General features: G+C 64.3%; 16 protein-coding genes. 8 read left to right on the top strand and 8 right to left on the bottom strand.

Features of this window, described 5'->3' with window-relative positions; genetic code table 11:
• Positions 1 to 62: 62 nt before the first annotated feature.
• From IB243_RS06500 to IB243_RS06490, 3 genes are all read right to left on the bottom strand, one after another.
• Positions 63 to 1,277 carry a fatty acid desaturase gene (locus IB243_RS06500; protein ID WP_192425848.1) on the bottom strand — a complete coding sequence of 405 codons (1,215 nt, stop codon included), beginning with the start codon at positions 1,275 to 1,277 and terminating at the stop codon, positions 63 to 65.
• A 134-nt stretch (positions 1,278 to 1,411) separates the two neighbouring features.
• Complete coding sequence (locus IB243_RS06495; protein WP_192425846.1) at positions 1,412 to 2,686, bottom strand: RsmB/NOP family class I SAM-dependent RNA methyltransferase; 1,275 nt, start codon at positions 2,684 to 2,686, stop codon at positions 1,412 to 1,414.
• Between the two features lie 171 nt (positions 2,687 to 2,857).
• Entirely contained in the window at positions 2,858 to 4,711 is a 1,854-nt protein-coding gene (locus tag IB243_RS06490) for a M48 family metallopeptidase (RefSeq protein ID WP_192425844.1), read from the bottom strand.
• Positions 4,712 to 4,778: 67 nt separating this feature from the next.
• Here IB243_RS06490 and IB243_RS06485 point away from each other — a divergent pair, with 67 nt between their 5' ends.
• A complete protein-coding gene (locus IB243_RS06485; RefSeq protein ID WP_192425842.1) occupies positions 4,779 to 5,033 on the top strand; it encodes a DUF1653 domain-containing protein in 255 nt (84 codons plus the stop codon).
• Between the two features lie 317 nt (positions 5,034 to 5,350).
• Here IB243_RS06485 and purN read toward each other — a convergent pair whose 3' ends face one another.
• On the bottom strand, positions 5,351 to 5,932 hold the full coding sequence (gene purN, locus IB243_RS06480; RefSeq protein WP_192425840.1) for a phosphoribosylglycinamide formyltransferase: 582 nt from the start codon (positions 5,930 to 5,932) through the stop codon (positions 5,351 to 5,353).
• Between the two features lie 21 nt (positions 5,933 to 5,953).
• On the opposite strand from purN, the gene IB243_RS06475 reads away from it, so the two are divergent.
• On the top strand, positions 5,954 to 6,643 hold the full coding sequence (locus tag IB243_RS06475) for a YceH family protein (protein ID WP_192425839.1): 690 nt from the start codon (positions 5,954 to 5,956) through the stop codon (positions 6,641 to 6,643).
• 37 nt (positions 6,644 to 6,680) lie between these two features.
• On the opposite strand, the gene IB243_RS06470 is transcribed toward IB243_RS06475, so the two are convergent.
• The 3 genes from IB243_RS06470 to IB243_RS06460 are packed head-to-tail and all read right to left on the bottom strand — an operon-like array spanning position 6,681 to position 10,264.
• The gene (locus IB243_RS06470; RefSeq protein WP_192425838.1) at positions 6,681 to 9,617 is read right to left on the bottom strand and encodes a DUF4132 domain-containing protein; all 2,937 of its coding nucleotides are present in this window, start codon (positions 9,615 to 9,617) and stop codon (positions 6,681 to 6,683) included.
• A gap of 9 nt (positions 9,618 to 9,626) precedes the next feature.
• Complete coding sequence (locus tag IB243_RS06465) at positions 9,627 to 10,082, bottom strand: hypothetical protein (RefSeq protein ID WP_192425837.1); 456 nt, start codon at positions 10,080 to 10,082, stop codon at positions 9,627 to 9,629.
• Positions 10,083 to 10,093: 11 nt separating this feature from the next.
• A complete protein-coding gene (locus IB243_RS06460) occupies positions 10,094 to 10,264 on the bottom strand; it encodes a hypothetical protein (RefSeq protein WP_010463458.1) in 171 nt (56 codons plus the stop codon).
• A 249-nt stretch (positions 10,265 to 10,513) separates the two neighbouring features.
• Here IB243_RS06460 and IB243_RS06455 point away from each other — a divergent pair, with 249 nt between their 5' ends.
• From IB243_RS06455 to IB243_RS06445, 3 genes are all read left to right on the top strand, one after another.
• A complete protein-coding gene (locus IB243_RS06455; RefSeq protein ID WP_057226592.1) occupies positions 10,514 to 11,695 on the top strand; it encodes an acyl-CoA dehydrogenase family protein in 1,182 nt (393 codons plus the stop codon).
• Between the two features lie 12 nt (positions 11,696 to 11,707).
• On the top strand, positions 11,708 to 12,823 hold the full coding sequence (locus IB243_RS06450; RefSeq protein ID WP_192425836.1) for an acyl-CoA dehydrogenase family protein: 1,116 nt from the start codon (positions 11,708 to 11,710) through the stop codon (positions 12,821 to 12,823).
• Between the two features lie 83 nt (positions 12,824 to 12,906).
• On the top strand, positions 12,907 to 14,298 hold the full coding sequence (locus IB243_RS06445) for an alpha/beta fold hydrolase (protein ID WP_192425835.1): 1,392 nt from the start codon (positions 12,907 to 12,909) through the stop codon (positions 14,296 to 14,298).
• Positions 14,299 to 14,455: 157 nt separating this feature from the next.
• Here the strand turns inward: IB243_RS06445 and IB243_RS06440 are convergent, their stop codons facing one another.
• Complete coding sequence (locus tag IB243_RS06440) at positions 14,456 to 15,013, bottom strand: HNH endonuclease (protein WP_010463449.1); 558 nt, start codon at positions 15,011 to 15,013, stop codon at positions 14,456 to 14,458.
• Positions 15,014 to 15,181: 168 nt separating this feature from the next.
• Between IB243_RS06440 and IB243_RS06435 the strand changes: the two genes are divergently transcribed.
• From IB243_RS06435 to IB243_RS06425, 3 genes are all read left to right on the top strand, one after another.
• Positions 15,182 to 16,195, top strand: a complete 1,014-nt coding sequence (locus IB243_RS06435) for a bifunctional riboflavin kinase/FAD synthetase (protein ID WP_192425834.1) — start codon at positions 15,182 to 15,184, stop codon at positions 16,193 to 16,195.
• A gap of 176 nt (positions 16,196 to 16,371) precedes the next feature.
• Complete coding sequence (locus IB243_RS06430) at positions 16,372 to 17,415, top strand: DUF1513 domain-containing protein (RefSeq protein ID WP_192425833.1); 1,044 nt, start codon at positions 16,372 to 16,374, stop codon at positions 17,413 to 17,415.
• A 35-nt stretch (positions 17,416 to 17,450) separates the two neighbouring features.
• On the top strand, positions 17,451 to 17,615 hold the full coding sequence (locus IB243_RS06425; protein ID WP_370540316.1) for a hypothetical protein: 165 nt from the start codon (positions 17,451 to 17,453) through the stop codon (positions 17,613 to 17,615).
• The last annotated feature ends 109 nt before the right edge of the window (positions 17,616 to 17,724 follow it).

Below are 17,724 nucleotides of genomic sequence, written 5' to 3'. Positions count from 1 at the left end.
CTAAAAAAACAAAGGCCTTGCCAGGGAAGGCAAGGCCTTGCACAGAACCGCCTCCGGTGGTCTCAGGCGCGTGCCGCACGCAGGCTGATCGAAAACTCCCGCAAAGCGGCAATGCCACTCTCCTCGGCCCGACGGCACCACGCCTGCAAATCGGCTGTGAGCTGTTCGCGGGATTGTGAAGTGTTGAGCCACAGCTGACGCAGCTCTTCGCGCATGGTCACCATCTTGTCGAGCGCCGGGTGCGCCGCGCGGGCCTGCGCCAGCTGTGGCAGCGCCACGGCTGGCACCTTCTCCGCGTCGCGAGGCAGCCAGCGCTTGGCCGCCTTGAGCACCGAGACATCGGCCTGGCGGGCCTTGAGTGCAGCGATTTCTTCCTTACAAGCCTGGCGCACCCCACGGGCGTAGCCCGCCATCACCTCGTAGCGGTTGGCAATCAAAGCCTCCAGCGTCTTTTCATCGGCCACGGGTTTCACGTCGCCCAACTGCAGCTTGGGCGGCACCTTCTTGACCGTAGCCCAGCCGATTTTCTTCATCAGCGTGATGTAGACCCAGCCAATGTCGAACTCATAGGGCTTGACCGAGAACTTGGCCGACGTCGGGTATGTGTGGTGATTGTTGTGCAGCTCTTCACCACCAATGATGATGCCCCAGGGCGAAAGGTTGGTGCTGGCATCCTGCGCCTCGAAATTGCGGTAGCCCCAGTAATGGCCCACACCATTGACCACACCCGCCGCCCAGAACGGAATCCAGAGCATCTGTACCGCCCACACAGCGGCGCCAAGCGCGCCAAACAATGCGAGGTTCAGGATCAGCATAACGCCCACACCCTGCCAGCCGTAGCGGGTATAGACATTGCGTTCCATCCAGTCATCGGGTGTGCCGTGGCCGAACTTCTTCATGGTCTCCATGTTCTTGGACTCGGCGCGGTACAACTCGGCGCCGCGCCACATCACGGTGTCCAGGCCGCGCGTCTGCGGGCTGTGCGGGTCGTCCACGGTTTCGCACTTGGCGTGGTGTTTGCGGTGGATGGCGACCCATTCCTTGGTGACCATGCCGGTCCCGATCCACAACCAGAAGCGGAAAAAGTGCGAGGGAATGGCGTGCAGGTCCAGCGCACGGTGCGCCTGTGCACGGTGCAGAAAAATCGTGACCGCCGCAATGGTGATGTGGGTCGTCGCCAGGATGTACAGGACGACGTGCCACCACGCCAGATTCCACAAACCGTGGCCCAGCCAGTCAATGGCGGCGTTCAGCACAGCCCAATCGGGTAACAGCATATTCAGAAAACCTTACGTCTACAAAGAACCCGCTCGCCAGAGGAGCAGGTATCTGATTTTAGAGCGGGAGCCCCCCGACAGGCTCGGGGGTATTCACCGTATTTGCGCCGTTTTAGCGTCTTTAGAGGACAAAGTCAGCCTTTTTTGGCCCAGGTTGCGGCAAAAAACCCATCCGTCTGGTGCACATGGGGCCAAAGGCGCAGATATCCACTGCCCGACTCACCGCCGCTGCACAGGCCCTTGGCGCCCTCGACCTTGAGCTGCTCCAGCAATTCACCCGCGTCGAGCAGTTCGAAGTCAGGGTGGGACGCACTGAAGGCCTCGGCAATGGCCTCGTTTTCCTGCGGCAGGATGCTGCAGGTGGCATACACCAGACGGCCGCCGGGCTTGAGCAGGCGCGCTGCGCTGTCCAGAATGGCGGTCTGCTTGGCCACCAGTTCTTCCACGGCCTTGGCCGACTGGCGCCATTTGAGGTCGGGGTTGCGGCGCAAGGTGCCCAGGCCCGAGCAGGGCGCATCCACCAGCACGCGGTCGATCTTGCCCGCCAGCCGCTTGACGCGGTCATCTCGCTCGTGGGCAATGGCGGCGGGGTGCACGTTCGACAGGCCACTGCGGGCCAGGCGGGGTTTCAGGGCATCCAGGCGGTGCGCCGACACATCAAACGCATACAGGCGGCCGGTGCTGCGCATGCCCGCGCCGATGGCCAGGGTCTTGCCGCCTGCACCGGCGCAAAAGTCCACCACCATCTCGCCGCGCTTGGCGTCGAGCAGCAGGGCCAGCAACTGCGAGCCTTCGTCTTGCACCTCAATGGCGCCACGCGTGAATGCATCCAGCTTGGTCAGCGCAGGCTTGTCGTCAATGCGCAGGCCCCAGGGCGAATACGGCGTGGGACTGGCCTTGATGCCGGCCTTGGCGAGCTCCTTCTGTACATCGACGCGCTTGTCCTTGAGCGCGTTGACGCGCAAATCCAGCGGTGCGCTCTGCGCCAGGCTTTCCACCAGCGGCCAGAATCCGTCGCCCAGCTGGTCCTTGAGGGGTTTCACCAGCCATTCAGGCAGGTTGTGGCGGTGGCGCTCCATCAGGTCATCGACCGTGACGGCATCGCACTGGTCCAGCCAGTTCTTTTCCTGGTCGGTCAGTGCGCTCTTGAGGAAATCACGCGGGCCATAAAACCCCAGGATGGCCAGGCGGCGCTCCTTGGGGCCTGAGCCCGAGGGAGCCATGTGGTCGAACAGCAGCTTCTTGCGCAGCACGGTGTAGACCGTTTCGGCCAGCGTGGCACGCTCGCGAGGCCCCAGGCCCCGGTTGTCGCGGAAAAATCGTGACACCACCGCATCGGCGGGGTGTTCAAACGTGAGGGTGAGCCTGACCAATTCAGCGCAGGCGTCGAGAAGAACTTTGGGATGCATCCCCGTATTGTCCACCCCCTGAGCCGCTTCGCGTCATCCCCCGGAGGGGGACGCCACCTGCGGCCTGGCGAAGCCAGTTCCACGGTGGCACAGGGATGGGCCTGCGCCAGTCTCCACCACCGTGTGCAACTCAGCGTGCAGACGAGAAAGGGATGAGCAAAAAGTTGGCCATCAACGGGTATAGATCGGATCGAACGCATAGCGCTGGATTTCCTTGAGCGTGGGCGATTCGCCCGCCCATAGCGCCAGCGCGGGGCCCGGAAGGCTCAGATTGCGCTCCAGGGCACGGCACAGGTGGTAGCGGCTTTCGTCGTCCATGCCTGGCAGCTCCAGGAACACAAGGTACGCCCGACGCTGCGGATGCTCGCGCAGGTTCTTGCGCACCAGCCAACAACGGGTGAGGGGCGCGCAGCGGGCCAGCTCCGATTGCAGCTCGGCCAACTCAAACGGGCTCAGGTCGTTGCGCGCGATCTGGCTGAAGAAGGGGGTGCCCGAAAGCTCTTCCCAGGCGCGCTCTTCAGATTCCTGCGCACGCTCCAGCCGCTTTCGCCATTGCTTGAAGGCCGCCGCGTCATGGTCCCTACCCATGCGCGGGGTCTCCAGCTCGGCCAGTGCGGTGCGTGCAGCCCAGTAGCGGTCGTTGCTGCCGGCTTCCCACACCCGGTGCAGCAGCAGGAGCTTGCCCTCGCGGTCGTCCTCGGGCAGGCAAGGCACCAGTCCGCACAGGGCGGGCGGGTATTCCGCGCTGCGCTCAAGCGCCAGCTCATACAGCCCACGCACATCGGCGCGGGGATCAAGATGGCGTTTGAGGCGGGCCAGCTCCACCAATTCGGCAGCACTGCTCTGGGCTATCGACGCGCTGAGCGCTTCGGCGCGCGTACGCACACGCTCCAGCCACGCATGGTGCTGCTTCCACTCCGTGGCGTTGTCGCGGCACCATTGTTTGTCAAAGTGCTTCACCCACCGCTTGGCCCCATCACCCAGCAGGGTCAAGGCATTGCCATGCGACCAGTCCGGCAGTGTGGGCGTGGCATCCAGCGCTTCAATGCGATCCCGCAGGCCGGGGTGGGTGTCGTCCACACTGCTCAGGCGCTTGAGCGCCTGGCGCAGTGCGTCGTTGGCAAACGCGGCATCCGGGGCCTCGGCCAGGTAGCGGCGCATGCTGCGATAGGGCCCCACCGGCAGCGGATTGCCAGCGGCACCGCACCAGTGGTGGCCCCAGAACTCCGCGTGCAGCGCCGCGCCGCGGATTTCAATCTCGGCCAGGGCGGCGGCGGTCACGTCACGGCCCAGCAGCTTGCCGGCAATGCGGTCGGCCTCGTATTCGTCCTGGCGGGCCAGCGCAAAGGTCTTGGCCGAAAAGCGCGGAAAGTACCAGCGCATGAAAGCCTGCGTGGCGGCAGCCACCGGGCCTTCGTCGTCGGCCAGGCTGTGGTTCAGGCGCATCCACGACAGGCGCGTGCGGTAAATCCAGGCGGCAAACCGGCCGTGGTCGCCGCGCAGATGACCGTACTCATGCGCCAGCACGGCCAGAAAACGCGGCCGGTCCAGGGCCATGAGCAGGGGCAAGCCAATGCTCAGGTGGTTGACAGCGCCGCCCAGCAGGCCGTACTTGGGCAGCTGCTGGATGCTGGCATTGAACTCGTCGTTCAGCGTGACCTTGTGGATGGGCGGGCCTTTGATCTTGCGGCGAATGCGCTCCAGCGCCTCAAAAAGCTCCGGCGCCTCCAGCGCCGTGATCTCCACGCCCTCGGGCGCGTCAAAACGCACCCACAGCGCCCGCAGGCTGACCCACAGCAGGCCTGCAGCCCCCAGCAGCAGCCACACCATGGCAAAACGAAAGCGCCCCTGCAGCAACTGCGGCACGACCCACAGCACAATGCCAGCGGCCAGCCCCAGGCAACCCAGCACCCAGGCATAGCCCAGCGCCGCAAACGCGGCCACACTGCGGCGGTACGCTCGGCTGTTGTCGGCACTGGCATGCTCGCTCATGCGCACCAGGTGCACAAAATCTGCCTGATCCACGGGCTTCCCCCACTCTTGGTTGTTTTCAGCCGCCATCCTAACCACTCACGCACGCCCACTCGCCACCATGACCGACGAAGACCTGCCAGCACTCATTCGCACTCCGCCCGGCCTGTACCGCCACTACAAGGGCATGCTCTACGAGGTGATCGACACCGTGCGCCACAGCGAGACGCTGGAACCCATGACGCTGTACCGCGCGCTCTATGGCCAGCGGGGGCTGTGGGTGCGGCCCGCCGCCATGTTTGAAGAGCAGGTGCTCATCGATGGCGTGATGCGACCACGGTTCGAGAAATGCACAGATGCAACCGGAGCTGGCTGAGCCCGGCCTGCATCAATCCACCCTGCGCGGAAAAACCGCGGCGGCCCCCGGGTCGTGGTCGCGCACTTCGATGGTCAGCATCGGCCACCGGCCGCAGGTTTTCTGGCCACGCAGTGCGATTCGCCCGTCAGTTGACGAGCTGCGTGCGCCGGATCTCTGAGACATCCGGCAGCAGGGAAATATGGTTGAAAACAGGCCCTGGCGCTTTACGGATAAGCGCAAATAGCTACCATTTTTATAGCAAAAGAAAAGCCCCAGCCTCCGGCCGGCGCCCGCCAGGATTTATGCACGGCCCCCAAAACCGGTCCGCGCGCAGGCTACAAGGCCTGAACCAGCGCCCGCACGGCGCGGGGATAGATCACGTGTTCCTGAGTGAGCACCCGGGCCGCCAGCGTCTCGGCCGTGTCGCCCGGGAGCACGGGCACCACCGCCTGCTCCAGGATGGGGCCCACATCCAGCTCGGCCGTCACCTGGTGCACCGTGACGCCCGCAAACTTGCAGCCTGCATCGATGGCGCGCTGGTGCGTGTGCAGCCCGGTAAAGGCCGGCAGCAGCGAGGGGTGGATGTTGATGAGCCGCCCCGCGTAATGCGCCACAAACCCTGGCGTCAGGATGCGCATGAAACCGGCCAGCACCACCAGGGCGGGTTGGTGGCGGTCGATGGTGGCGGCCAGTTCGGCATCAAACGCCTCGCGGCTGGCAAACGCCTTGTGGTTAAGCGCCTCGGCAGCGATGCCCTGCTCCCGCGCAAACACCAGCCCGGCGGCATCCGGTTTGTTGCTGATCACAGCCGCCACGCGGGCGCCGTAGCGTTGTGCCCAGTTCTCCTGTTGCGCGGTGCGGACGATGGTGGCCATGTTCGAGCCGCCGCCAGAGATCAGAATGACGATGTTCTTCATAAATTGCCACGGATTATCCCAGTGCCCTTCGATCCCATCACCCGCCCCCTCACTCCCCACGAAGCCCGCGTGCTGGCCACCCTGATGGAAAAGGCCCGCACCGTGCCCGACAGCTACCCGATGTCGCTCAACGGCCTGCTGACCGGTTGCAACCAGAAAACCAGCCGCGACCCGGTGATGAACCTCAGCGACGCCGAGGCGCAGGAGGCGCTGGATTCGCTCAAGCTGCTGACGCTGGCGTTTGAGAGCAGCGGCAACCGCACCACGCGGTGGGAACACAACTTTCAGCGTGGCGTGGGCGTGCCCGAACAATCGGCCGTGCTGCTGGGGCTCTTGATGCTGCGCGGCCCGCAAACGGCGGGCGAGCTGCGCATCAACGCCGAGCGCTGGTACCGGTTTGCCGACATTTCTTCGGTGGAGGCCTTCCTCGACGAGCTGCAAGAGCGCAGTGCAGAGAAAGGCGGCCCGCTGGTCGTGCAGCTGCCCCGCGCGCCCGGTGCGCGCGAACAGCGCTGGGCGCACCTGATGTGTGGGCCGGTGGACACCCGCCAGCAGGCCTACGGCGGCCACCCCGCCCCTTCGCAGGACACCCCTGCCCCCGCCCTGCAAGCCCGCGTGCAAGCCCTGGAGGCAGAAGTGGCGGGCCTGCAAGCCACGGTGCGCCGCCTGTGCGACGAACTGGGTGTGCGCGGGTTGGAAGACGACAAGTAGCCTCTGCCCGGCCAGGCGCGGCGAAGCACGCCAGCGCTCAGGCCTGGGCCACTCGGCCCTCGATCTGCGCCAGGATGCTGGGGTCCTTGATCTTGTCGTCGGCGCTGAGCAGCAGCAGCTTGGACAACACCTCGCTGGTACGTTGGTCATCGTCGACGAAAGGCAAAGCCACGGCCTTCTGGCTGGCTTTGTCGGCCGGCACGATGCACAGGTATCCCGCAGGGATCACGTGAATCACCGCGGTGCCCAGGTGCAGACGATAACTCGCACGCTTGCCCTGGATGACGGCGTGATGCCCCTCCAGGCTGACGTTCTTCAACCCCAAGCTGGGGAGCAAGGCGCCCACCAAGGCCACGCGGGCGTGCTGCACCTCAGCGGAATGCTCATCGCTGTCGGCGGCGCCGGCGGTGATCACGAGGTCGAGGTCGCGCATGGCCTCGGAGAATCCGAGCGGCGGCGCCTCCTCCAGCGCCATGGGTTCAGCTTGGCGGGTGAACGAGATCTCACCCAGCACTGTCGCCTCTTCCTGGGTCAGGAATTGATAGACATCGGGCAACGACAGCTCGACGGCAATGTCGGGCGCCAAGCGCTTTCGGGCTACAAAATCGAAGTCGCTCCCATCAACTCGCCATCCGCGAGCCGAAAGGATGGCGCCCAGCACCGAGGTCTTGACGCGGCGCCCTTCGAAGCGGCGTGACACATCTCGCGCCTCGCGCTCGGCGGGCGTCAACACATAGCATTCGCGAAACGCCTGCTTGAACGGTTGCACCAGGGACGACTGCACCGCGTGTCGCTGGCAAGCGATCAAGCGGCCTGTCGCCAATATCGAATGGACGTGCGCGATGGTCAGCGGCAGCTCCACCGGGCGGGCGGCATCGGCCAGCGCGCCATCCGCGTCCAGAAGACGCAACTGGGCCAGGCTGTCATCGAGCAGGCCCAGCCCGCCATCTGGCGTTTGCAGGTAGAGCGCGGTCAGCAGCTGTCGGGCCATCGGCAGGTTGGACAGCTCCCGAAGCTGGTCCGGCGCGAGCGCACGGCCACTGACCATCAGGTTTTCCAGGGCAATGCGGTAGCGCTTGCTCTGGTCCTTGAGCAGGTCGAGCTGTGCTAGCAGCGGAGCCAGCCCCGCGTCCTTCTTCAACGCAGGCGGCAGGCTCTTCAAGGCCTTACCGGCCTTGCGTACCTGCAGCTGCGGCTGAAACCTGACCAGGCTCAGCTCCACGGCATAGTCGTCTTGCTGCCAGGTCCAATCCTGGGCCGATTGGGACGTAGCGTCCAGCGACCATTCCATTTCGGTCACGTCCGCAAAACCGGCGTTGTGCGCCAGCTGCACCAGCGCTGCGGCGGCCGCATCGCGCACGTTGGCACTGCGCTCGGAGCCGAACAGCTTCGAAGCCTGCTTGCCGGCGCCCTTGAAAAAGTCGAAGCGCTCACGCAAGTCTGCTGTGTCCCGCAGGGGAACCATACCCCACACGCGAATGTGCTCCTGGGACAGCTTGCCCAGCATGCCGGCCAGCTTCTTGTCTTCCACGCCTCGCACTGCGTTGATGCGATACACGGTGACTTTCAGGTGCTTGTACTTCTTGTGCCAGTCCAGCAGCAGCTCGCCAGGCTGCCCGGCGCACTGGAGATGTTCCTTCAACAACGGCACATCGAAGTACTCGTTCGGGTCAGCCCGTTCGCGCTCGCGCATGAAACGGTACAGCGGCGCCGCGCTGCCCCAGCCGAGGGCCTCCAGCACCTCCTCCGCCTGGGCGCGGCAGTGGCGCAGCAATTGAAGCAGAACCTCCGGGGCGAACTGCCGCAGCTCAGCCACCAAGTCTGCGGACTCCGCCGCGCCCAGGGGTTGCACATTGCAGATCAGTTTCAACGCACGCGCAGCAGAGCGCTCGGCATCGGTCTGAACCAAGCCGAGGATCGGCGGCGGCGATGGCATCTGCGCCAACAGGCGCGCACCTGCCACCACGAACCGAATGCCGCTCAAGCTTCGGCGTTCGCCGCTCTCGTAGTCCACACCCAATTCTTGTGCCAGTTGCCCCAGCGAGGTGATGGCTTCGGTCAGCGGTTTGACGCAGTGGCCGTACACCCAGTCCAGCGCCTCGGGTTGAAAGTCTTTCAAGACATCGTCCTCTTGAGACAGGCACGCGCCCACCACGCGCGCGCTGCGTGGCCATTCCAGATCGAACAGGCGTTTGACCCATTCAGCGCTCAGGGGCCCCTGGCGCGCGTAGGCCTGTGCCAGTTCATCCGCTTGCTCGGTCAGGCCGAAAAACTCCGCAGTGCGCATGCGGCCGGTACATTCGCAATCTTCCACCTGAGGTGGCGGGCGGAACTGCTCGTCGACCCAGGTGTCGCAGGAGCGCTCCATCAAGTCCATCAACTCGTTCAGTGTGGCGCGCGAGGACTTCATGTCGCAGATCAGCTGGGCCAGCGTATCGGGGGCTGGCTCCAAAAAGGGATGGCTGCTGCGGGTCAGCGCCGCTTTGAGGTCCGCGATCTGATGACTCCTCACCGGCTCCGCATACTGGGCGCGAATAAGCGCGCGCTCTGCGTCCATCCAGCGCGGTGCCGCGCATTCGGTCGCATCGGCGGGATGGCTCAGTTGGTGGCGCAAGCGTTGCAAAGCCAACTGGCAGGTGTAATCCCGCCCCCATTTTTTGACCGCCTCGGTCAGCAGATCGTTCACATCGCGCGCGAAGCCCCACACCCGGTCAACGCGTGCGCGCATGTTGGGAATGCTTTCGTGAAGCACCGGGAACATGAAAAAGTCAGCCAGGTGCTGCTCAGCCTCGTTGCCGTACGCCTGCAGCAGCGCTGAACAGAACGGTGAATCCGCATCTCCGTTGCGGATGGCGCGCTCGTCATCATCCAGGCGGCCAGCGTCCTTGGCCTCCTGAACATAGCCCAACAACCAGACTTCGAAACGTTGGACTCTGGCGCGTTGCGCTGCGCTCGCCTCCCAGTGCTCACTCATAGGTTCCTTTCATCCGCCAACGAGCGGACGCAATCTCAAGAAGACAGCGTGCGAGCTGTCCGTCAGGCTCAGCTTGGCATGCGACCGGTACAGCGTGCCATCGACAATCATCTGGAACTCACCCGCTTCGAAGGCGGCCAGAGCCCGCAGGATCTCGGCTTGCTCAACGGCCGCCAGGTCGGGCTTGCAAGCAGGCTCGGGTGGCCGGCGCAAGGCCACACGCCCCTGTGCCAAGCCCTCTTCGATCAAGGTCGGCGTCAATGTGGGCGTGGTTTGATCTCCCGGGGCGGGTGACGCAGCACCTGCGCTGGCGATGCGTTGCAAGGCGAGATGGGTCCGAACGCTCAGCGCGATCAGCTCGCGGGTCGAGATCGACAGATCATCGATCTGGAAAGCCACCCGACCCTGGTGCAGGCCGGGACTCTGGCGTTCAGCGATTTCACAGTTCAACAACAAGTTGGGCATGGCGATGGGTTCTATCTGCGGCCCGCAGGCCCCCAGGCCTGAGTGCACACGAAGACGACAATGCCGCCGTGGCGGTCCTGGATCAGCAGTTTGCCCCCCAGCAGCCGTACCTCGGCCTGCTGCCCTCGGGTGTCATCCCTGTCCGTGGCCGCCTCAACGGCCTGGTCGAAAATCTTCAGCATCTGGTGCCCCTCGTTTGGCTGATCATATTCAACCCCTGCAGCGTCTTATTGAGCCGGCATCTTTGAATTTGAACCCACCGCTTGCGCTGGGCCTGCCCCAGCCTTGCGCAGCGCTTCGCCAAACTCAGCTTGAAAGCACTTCAAATGAGTTGATGCCAAATCAAGGGCTGCGCGCCTCATGTCGCCACCCGGACAGCAATAAAACGAACGATCGTGCTACAAATGCGGAATCACTTGGAGACAAGCCGCATGGATCTCGCATTCACCCCCGAAGAACAGGCCTTCCGCGACGAAGTTCGCGCATGGGTTCACGCCAACCTACCCCAGGAAATTTCCCACAAGGTGCACAACGCCCTGCGCCTGACCCGTGCAGACATGCAGGGCTGGGCCAAGATCCTGGGCAAAAAGGGCTGGCTCGGTTTTGGCTGGCCCAAAGAGTTTGGCGGCCCGGGCTGGACGGCCGTGCAAAAGCACCTGTTTGAAGAAGAGTGTGCGCTGGCCGGTGCGCCCCGCATCATCCCCTTCGGCCCCGTGATGGTGGCCCCGGTGATCATGGCGTTTGGCAATGCCGAACAACAAAAGCGCTTTTTGCCCGGCATCGCCAGCGGCGAAGTCTGGTGGAGCCAGGGCTACAGCGAACCAGGCTCGGGCTCGGACCTGGCCAGCGTCAAGACCCGCGCCGAGCGTGTGGGCGACAAGTACATCGTCAACGGCCAGAAGACCTGGACCACGCTGGGCCAGCACGGCGACTGGATGTTCAACCTGGTGCGCACCAGCACCGAAGGCAAGCCGCAGACCGGCATCTCCTTCCTGCTGCTGGACATGAAGTCCAAGGGCGTCACCGTGCGCCCCATCAAGCTGCTCGATGGCGAGTGCGAGGTCAACGAGGTGTTCTTCGACAACGTCGAAGTGCCCGCCGAGAACCTGATCGGTGAGGAAAACAAGGGCTGGACCTACGCCAAGCACCTGCTGAGCCACGAGCGCACCAACATCGCCGACGTGAACCGCAGCAAGCGCGAGCTGGAGCGCCTGAAGCGCATTGCCAAGACCGAAGGCATGTGGGACGACACACGCTTCCGCGACCAGATCGCCCTGCTCGAAGTGGACATCGTGGCGCTGGAAATGCTGGTGCTGCGCGTGCTGTCGGCCGAGAAGTCGGGCAAGAACTCGCTCGACATTGCAGGCCTGCTCAAGATCAAGGGCAGCGAGATCCAGCAGCGCTACGCCGAGCTGATGATGCTGGCCGCTGGCCCCTTTGCCATGCCCTTTATCGAAGAAGCCATGGAGGCTGGTTGGCAGGGCGACTTCCCTGGCGGCGTCACCGCCAACGCGCCGCTGGCGTCCACCTACTTCAACCTGCGCAAGACCACCATCTACGGCGGCAGCAATGAAGTGCAACGCAACATCGTCGCGCAGACGGTTCTGGGCTAAGGAGACAAGAACATGGATTTCGATTTTTCTGACGACCAGGAACAACTGCGCGACGCCGTGCGCAAGTGGGTGGACAAGGGCTACACGTTTGAGCGCCGCCGCGCTGCCGTGGCCGCCGGTGGTTTTGACCGCGCCGCCTGGGGCGAGCTGGCCGAGCTGGGCCTGACCGCACTGACCGTGCCCGAAGCCCACGACGGCATGGGCCAGGGCGCGATCGACGCCATGGTGGTGGCCGAGGAACTGGGCCGTGGCATGGTGCTGGAACCCATCGCTCAGGCCTTCATCGCCAGCAGCGTGCTGTCGCACCACGCCCCCGCCCACGTACAAGGCGCCTGGCTGCCGCGCGTGGCCAGCGGTGAAGCGCTGGTGGTGCTGACCTATCAGGAGCGCAAGGCGCGCTACCGCCTGGATGTGTGCGAGGCCAAAGCGGCCGCAGCGCAATCTGGGTATGCGGTAACAGCTACCAAAAGCATAGTGGCCGCTGGCGACCAGGCCGATGCCTTCATCGTGCCTGCGCAGCTGAACGGAAAAATTGCCCTCTTCCTGGTGGAGCGCTCGGCCGCTGGCGTGACCACACGTGGCTATGTCACGCAAGACGGCAGCCGCGCCGCCGAAGTGCAACTGGCCAACGCCCCCGCCACGCTCATCACCACCGACGGCCTGGCCGCGCTGGAGCTGGCGGTGGACACCGGCATTGCCGCCACCTGCGCCGAAGCCGTGGGTGTGATGGACAAAACCGTGGCACTCACCGTCGAATACATGAACCAGCGCAAGCAGTTCGGCGTGTTCATTGCCAGCTTCCAGGCGCTGCGCCACCGCGTGGCCGACATGAAGATGCAGCTGGAACTGGCCCGCTCGATGAGCTACTACGCCAGCCTCAAGCTCGGCGCCCCGGCGGCCGAACGCCGCGCCGCCATGGCCCGCGCCAAGGTGCAGCTGGGCCAATCGATGCGTTTTGTGGGCCAGCAATCGGTGCAGCTGCATGGCGGCATCGGCGTGACGGACGAATACATCGGCAGCCACTATTTCAAGAAGCTCACGCAGCTGGAAATGACCTTTGGCGACACCCTGCACCACCTGGGCGAAGTGTCGAGCCGCATGCAGGACACCGCAGGCGTGTTTGCCTGACGCCAAGCAAGGACTGTCACGCAACCGTGCAATGCTCGTGGACTGAACCGGTCCACGGGCATTTTTTCTTATCGGAGACACCCATGAACAATAAGCTCTTGCTGCAGCGCCGATCCCTTCTGCTGGCAGCCGCCGCGGCCACCCTGGCCCTGGCCGGCTGCGCCACCCGCAGCCCCAGCCTGGCCGAGGCGCCGCCCATCGTCTTTGTGCATGGCAATGGCGACACCGCTGCGCTGTGGCAGGCCACCGCGTGGCGGTTTGAATCGAACGGCTGGCCCCGTGAGCGCCTGCACGCCATCGACGTGCCCTACCCGCTCTCACGCGATGACGACACCAAGCCCCAGCCGGGCCGCACCTCGGCTGCAGAGCACATGGCATACCTCAAGGCCGAGGTGGACAAGGTGCTCAAGGCCACGGGCGCCAGCAAGGTGGTGCTGGTGGGCAATTCGCGCGGGGGCAATGCCATCCGCAACTACATCTACAACGGCGGCGGCACCACCACCGTGAGCCACGCCATCCTGGGTGGTACGCCCAACCACGGTGTGTGGGCGACCCCTGGGGTTCGCGAAGGCAGCGAGTTCTCGGGCACCGGCCCCTTCCTCACCGCCTTGAACGCCCCCAAAAATGCAGCCGGCGATGAAGTGAGCGGCCCCGTCCAATGGATGACCATCCGCTCGGACAACAACGACAAGTTCGCGCAGCCCGATGGCCTGTGGATCGGCCAGAAAGGCACGCCCACCAACGTGACGGCCGCAGGGCCCGAGCTGAAAGGCGCGGTCAATGTGGTGATCCCGCGCATCGACCACCGTGAGACCTCCTATTCCGCCGCAGCCTTTGAAGCCACCTACCGCTTCATCACGGGCAAGGCGCCGCAGGCCACCACCATTGCGGCCGAAAAGCAGGTGGTGCTGAACGGCAAGGTCACCGGCCTGGGTGTGGACCCCGCAGACACCAAGACGGGCAACTTCAGCAACAACCTGCCCCTGGCGGGCGCGCAGCTGGAGGTGTATGCCACCGACCCCACCACGGGCGCCCGCACGGGCAATGCCTTGCTGCGCAAAACCGTGGGTACGGATGGCCAATGGGGGCCGCTGGCCGTTCCCGCTGGGTCACCCACCGAGTTCGTGATCACCGCACCCGGCTACGCCACTACCCACATCTACCGCAGCGGCTTTCCCCGCAGCAGCGATCTCATCCACCTGCGCGCAGAGCGCTTGGCCGATGCCGACAAAGGCGCCGAGAGCGTGGTGACACTGACCCGCCCGCGCGGCTACCTGGACCCGGCACGCGACAAGATGCTGCTCGATGGCGCCGCACCTGCCGGTGTGCCGCCAGGCGCGGGCGTGGCGTCGGCCAAGGTCAAGACCTCGGGCGGCGTGCGCAGCATTGCGGGCGAATTCAATGGCGAACGCGTGGTGGGACAGACCTGGCCCGCTGCCAGCGGCCATTTGGTGTTTCTCGAACTGACTTACTGATGGGATAGGCGCTGCTCGGTGCCTGTGCACCGTGCAGCACACCACCAAAAGCGGTCAAGACAGCCCCGATGGCTAGGCGCTCCGTCGCAGACAGTACTGAAAGTACCGCAAGACGGAGCAACGACGCCAGCAGGCGTCGTATTGGCCGCTCCGCCAACTACGCCAACAGCCGTGAAGATTTGGGGACGTGCGCCATCAGGAACTCCATTTGATCGGCGAGGATACGGCGGTTGCGCAAGATGAAGTCTTCCCACAGGCTGGGCACATAAGGCGCGTACAGCAACGGCATGTGGGCATGTTCTGGCGTGCGTGGGCCCTTGCGGTGGTTGCACGGGCGGCAGGCCGTGACCACGTTCATCCAGTGGTCCTGCCCATTGCGGGCAAACGGCACGATGTGCTCGCGCGTCAGGTCCTCTTCATGGAAATGCCCGCCGCAGTAGGCACACACATTGCGGTCGCGAGCAAAAAGCTTGCTGTTGGTCAGTCCGGGCTTGAGGTCAAACGGGTTGATGCTGGGCACGCCCTTGGTTCCGATGATGCTGTTCACGGCAATCACCGATTGTTCGCCCGTGATCGCGTTGTGCCCGCCACGGAACCGCGCGATCTGGCCGCCGGATTCCCAGCGCACCTCACCCGCGGCGTAATGAATCACCGCTTGTTCGAGCGAAATCCACGATTGGGGCAGCCCTTGGGCCGACAGCTTCAAGACCTTCAAAACACGCCTCCTGGAACACAAAGTACACAAGGATTCGGAACGCAGATGTCTCGCGAACTGCCCTGCGCTGGGCAGCCCGTGGGTCACAATATACTCCGTTTTCATGACAAATTGGCGTCTTGCGCTTGATACACCTGCGCATGCTGCTATCAAAAAGATAACAAACCGATGAAGATCTTTCGCGGATTCCACCATCCCGGCATCGCCAACGCCTGTGCGCTGACCATTGGCAATTTCGATGGCGTACACCGGGGCCACCAGGCCATGCTGGCCCTGCTGAACAGCGAGGCCGCACACCGGGGCGTGGAAAGCTGCGTGCTCACGTTCGAGCCCCATCCCCGCGACTACTTTGCGGGCGCCCTCCACAAACCCGACCTCGCGCCCGCACGCATCGGCACCCTGCGCGACAAGCTGACCGAGCTGGCCCGCTGCGGCGTGCAGCAGACCGTGGTGCTGCCGTTTGACGCGAAACTGGCCGCGCAGTCCCCCGAGGCGTTCATCGACGAGGTGCTGGTGCGCGGCCTGGGTGCCCGTTATGTGCTGGTGGGCGACGACTTCCGCTTCGGCCGCCAGCGCGCGGGCGACTACGCGATGCTCGACGCGGCGGGGCAAGCAAAAGGCTTTGATGTGGCACGCATGAACAGCTACGAGGTGCATGGGCTGCGGGTCTCCAGCTCGGCCGTGCGCCAGGCCCTCGCGGCGGGGGACATGGAGGCGGCAGCGCGCCTGCTCGGGCGACCCTACGCAATATCGGGCCACGTGGTACATGGCCGCAAACTCGGCCGCGAACTGGGCTTCCGAACGCTGAACATGCGGTTTAGCCATTGGAAACCCGCCGCCAGCGGCATTTTTGCAGTCAGCGTACAAGGCCTCACGGAACAACCGCTACCCGGGGTTGCCAACCTTGGAGTGCGCCCCTCGCTGGACGCCAATGATGTGAACGGAGGACGCGTCCTCCTGGAAACCCACTGCCTGACCTGGCCCGCCCACCTGGGCAAAGATGGTGCTTACGGCAAGATCATTCACGTGGACCTTCTGCACAAGTTGCATGACGAACTCCAATACCCTAGTCTGGAGGCGCTGAAGGAAGGCATCGCACGGGATTGCGTTCAGGCTCTGGGGCATTTTGAAGCGCGGCGCGCCAAGCCACTTTGGACGGACCACAACACCGCCCTTGGTTGACCAGCGACTCTGCGGCACAAGGTGTCTCTATGCAAGTCCCCATTCAATTGCCAGCCAAGCCATGGATCAACCGCCGCACCCTTCTTGCCCATGGAATGGGGAGCACCCTCCTTCCAATCACCATGGAATCCCGTAGCACCCCCACCCCATCCAGCGCCACTGCAATGCCAAACCCCATGAACAACGACCAGTTGTTTGCAGGCTGCCGCTACCAGGAGCAGCCGGGAGCGCCCCACAAGACAGCGTTGGCTTACGCAAGCTCCCAAATCAATGGGGCACGCCTGATCGAATGCCCATTTTTCCCCCATGGCTGGGCCTTGGACACACGACGCAAAGAGCGGGCCTTCTTTTTTGAGAAACATGGGACTGGCGCTGGGGTCTTTGACCTGCAGCAGCAACGGTTTGTGCGGACCATCCCGCCTTTCGATCAACGCCAGTTCTACGGACACGGTGTGCTCGCCGGGGCCGGCGAACTATTGCTCAGTACCGAATCGGACCCACAGGGGCAGGGTTTCATTGGCATGCGAGACACCAACACCCTGCGCTACCTTGGTGACTTTCCCAGTTTCGGCGCCCGCCCGCACGATTGCCATCTAGTCGACAACGGGCGGGTATTGGCGGTGACCAACGGTGGGGCCAAAGCTGGCGAAAGCCCTGCCCCGTGCATCAGCTACATCGACGTGGAAACACATCAGTTGCTGGATCGCCATGACATGCCGGGCTCGGCTTTCAACACAGGGCATATGGTCCCGGTCTCCGGCAGCACGGCACTGATCGCCTCTGCCCCCCGGCTCGGGCTGGGTGTAGACCACGAAGGTGCCGTCAGTTGGTGCCACCGGAGCGAAGCAACATTGCGGGGCATGCCGTATCCGCAAGACCGCCTTCCCCGCCTGCTGGGGGAGGCCCTGAGCATCGCGCTGCTTCCCCACGAACGCCTGGCCGTCGTGACACACCCAACCCCTGGCGTGCTCACTTTTTGGCGGCTGGACGACCAATCGCTATGGCACAGCATGCCCGTAGACAACGTGCGGGGCGTGGCCCTTGCCGGTGACGGCCATAGTCTGTGGCTCAGCCACGGCGCCCAAGGCTCACTGAGCATACTGAGGATGGACGGGCGCGAGCCGTCGGTACAGCCCGTGCTGAGGCAGGCCCTGATGGCGGGCTCGCACCTGTTGAACTACCCTGTCGCGTTGGCCACCGCCTTGGCAAGCCCTGCATGACGGATGCCCATGCACGTTACAGTAAAATCCGTTCCGTGGAACTACTTCGCACACTGCAAGATCAGCCGACACGCGACGGTCTGGACACCCTGACAACAGGCATTGCCAAAGACTGTGCCGACGCGCGTGCGTACTTTGCCTCGGCCAAGGCGCCCAACCACACCGAGACCCGGCGCCAGACCACCCGCGACCGAATTTGAGGGGGGCTGCTTTGCGCAGCGCCCGCCTGGCGGGCCCGTCATCCTTCGCGCTTCCACCCCGTTCTTGCTCTGGGCCTTGCCCCGGAATGCCCTGTTTTTAAGGCTCCCT

The sequence above is a fragment of the Acidovorax sp. ACV01 genome, from assembly GCF_014851495.1.
GTDB lineage: Bacteria > Pseudomonadota > Gammaproteobacteria > Burkholderiales > Burkholderiaceae_C > Acidovorax > Acidovorax radicis.
This window is presented reverse-complemented; position numbering and strand designations above follow the sequence as displayed.

Excerpts from the sequence above, each read along its gene's own strand:
- IB243_RS06470 (WP_192425838.1), bottom strand. The coding sequence starts at position 9,617 with ATGAGTGAGCACTGGGAGGCGAGCGCAGCGCAACGCGCCAGAGTCCAA.
- IB243_RS06485 (WP_192425842.1), top strand. The coding sequence starts at position 4,779 with ATGACCGACGAAGACCTGCCAGCACTCATTCGCACTCCGCCCGGCCTG.
- IB243_RS06500 (WP_192425848.1), bottom strand. The coding sequence starts at position 1,277 with ATGCTGTTACCCGATTGGGCTGTGCTGAACGCCGCCATTGACTGGCTG.
- IB243_RS06495 (WP_192425846.1), bottom strand. The coding sequence starts at position 2,686 with ATGCATCCCAAAGTTCTTCTCGACGCCTGCGCTGAATTGGTCAGGCTC.
- IB243_RS06455 (WP_057226592.1), top strand. The coding sequence starts at position 10,514 with ATGGATCTCGCATTCACCCCCGAAGAACAGGCCTTCCGCGACGAAGTT.
- IB243_RS06450 (WP_192425836.1), top strand. The coding sequence starts at position 11,708 with ATGGATTTCGATTTTTCTGACGACCAGGAACAACTGCGCGACGCCGTG.
- IB243_RS06465 (WP_192425837.1), bottom strand. The coding sequence starts at position 10,082 with ATGCCCAACTTGTTGTTGAACTGTGAAATCGCTGAACGCCAGAGTCCC.
- IB243_RS06430 (WP_192425833.1), top strand. The coding sequence starts at position 16,372 with ATGAACAACGACCAGTTGTTTGCAGGCTGCCGCTACCAGGAGCAGCCG.
- IB243_RS06445 (WP_192425835.1), top strand. The coding sequence starts at position 12,907 with ATGAACAATAAGCTCTTGCTGCAGCGCCGATCCCTTCTGCTGGCAGCC.
- IB243_RS06460 (WP_010463458.1), bottom strand. The coding sequence starts at position 10,264 with ATGCTGAAGATTTTCGACCAGGCCGTTGAGGCGGCCACGGACAGGGAT.
- IB243_RS06435 (WP_192425834.1), top strand. The coding sequence starts at position 15,182 with ATGAAGATCTTTCGCGGATTCCACCATCCCGGCATCGCCAACGCCTGT.
- purN (WP_192425840.1), bottom strand. The coding sequence starts at position 5,932 with ATGAAGAACATCGTCATTCTGATCTCTGGCGGCGGCTCGAACATGGCC.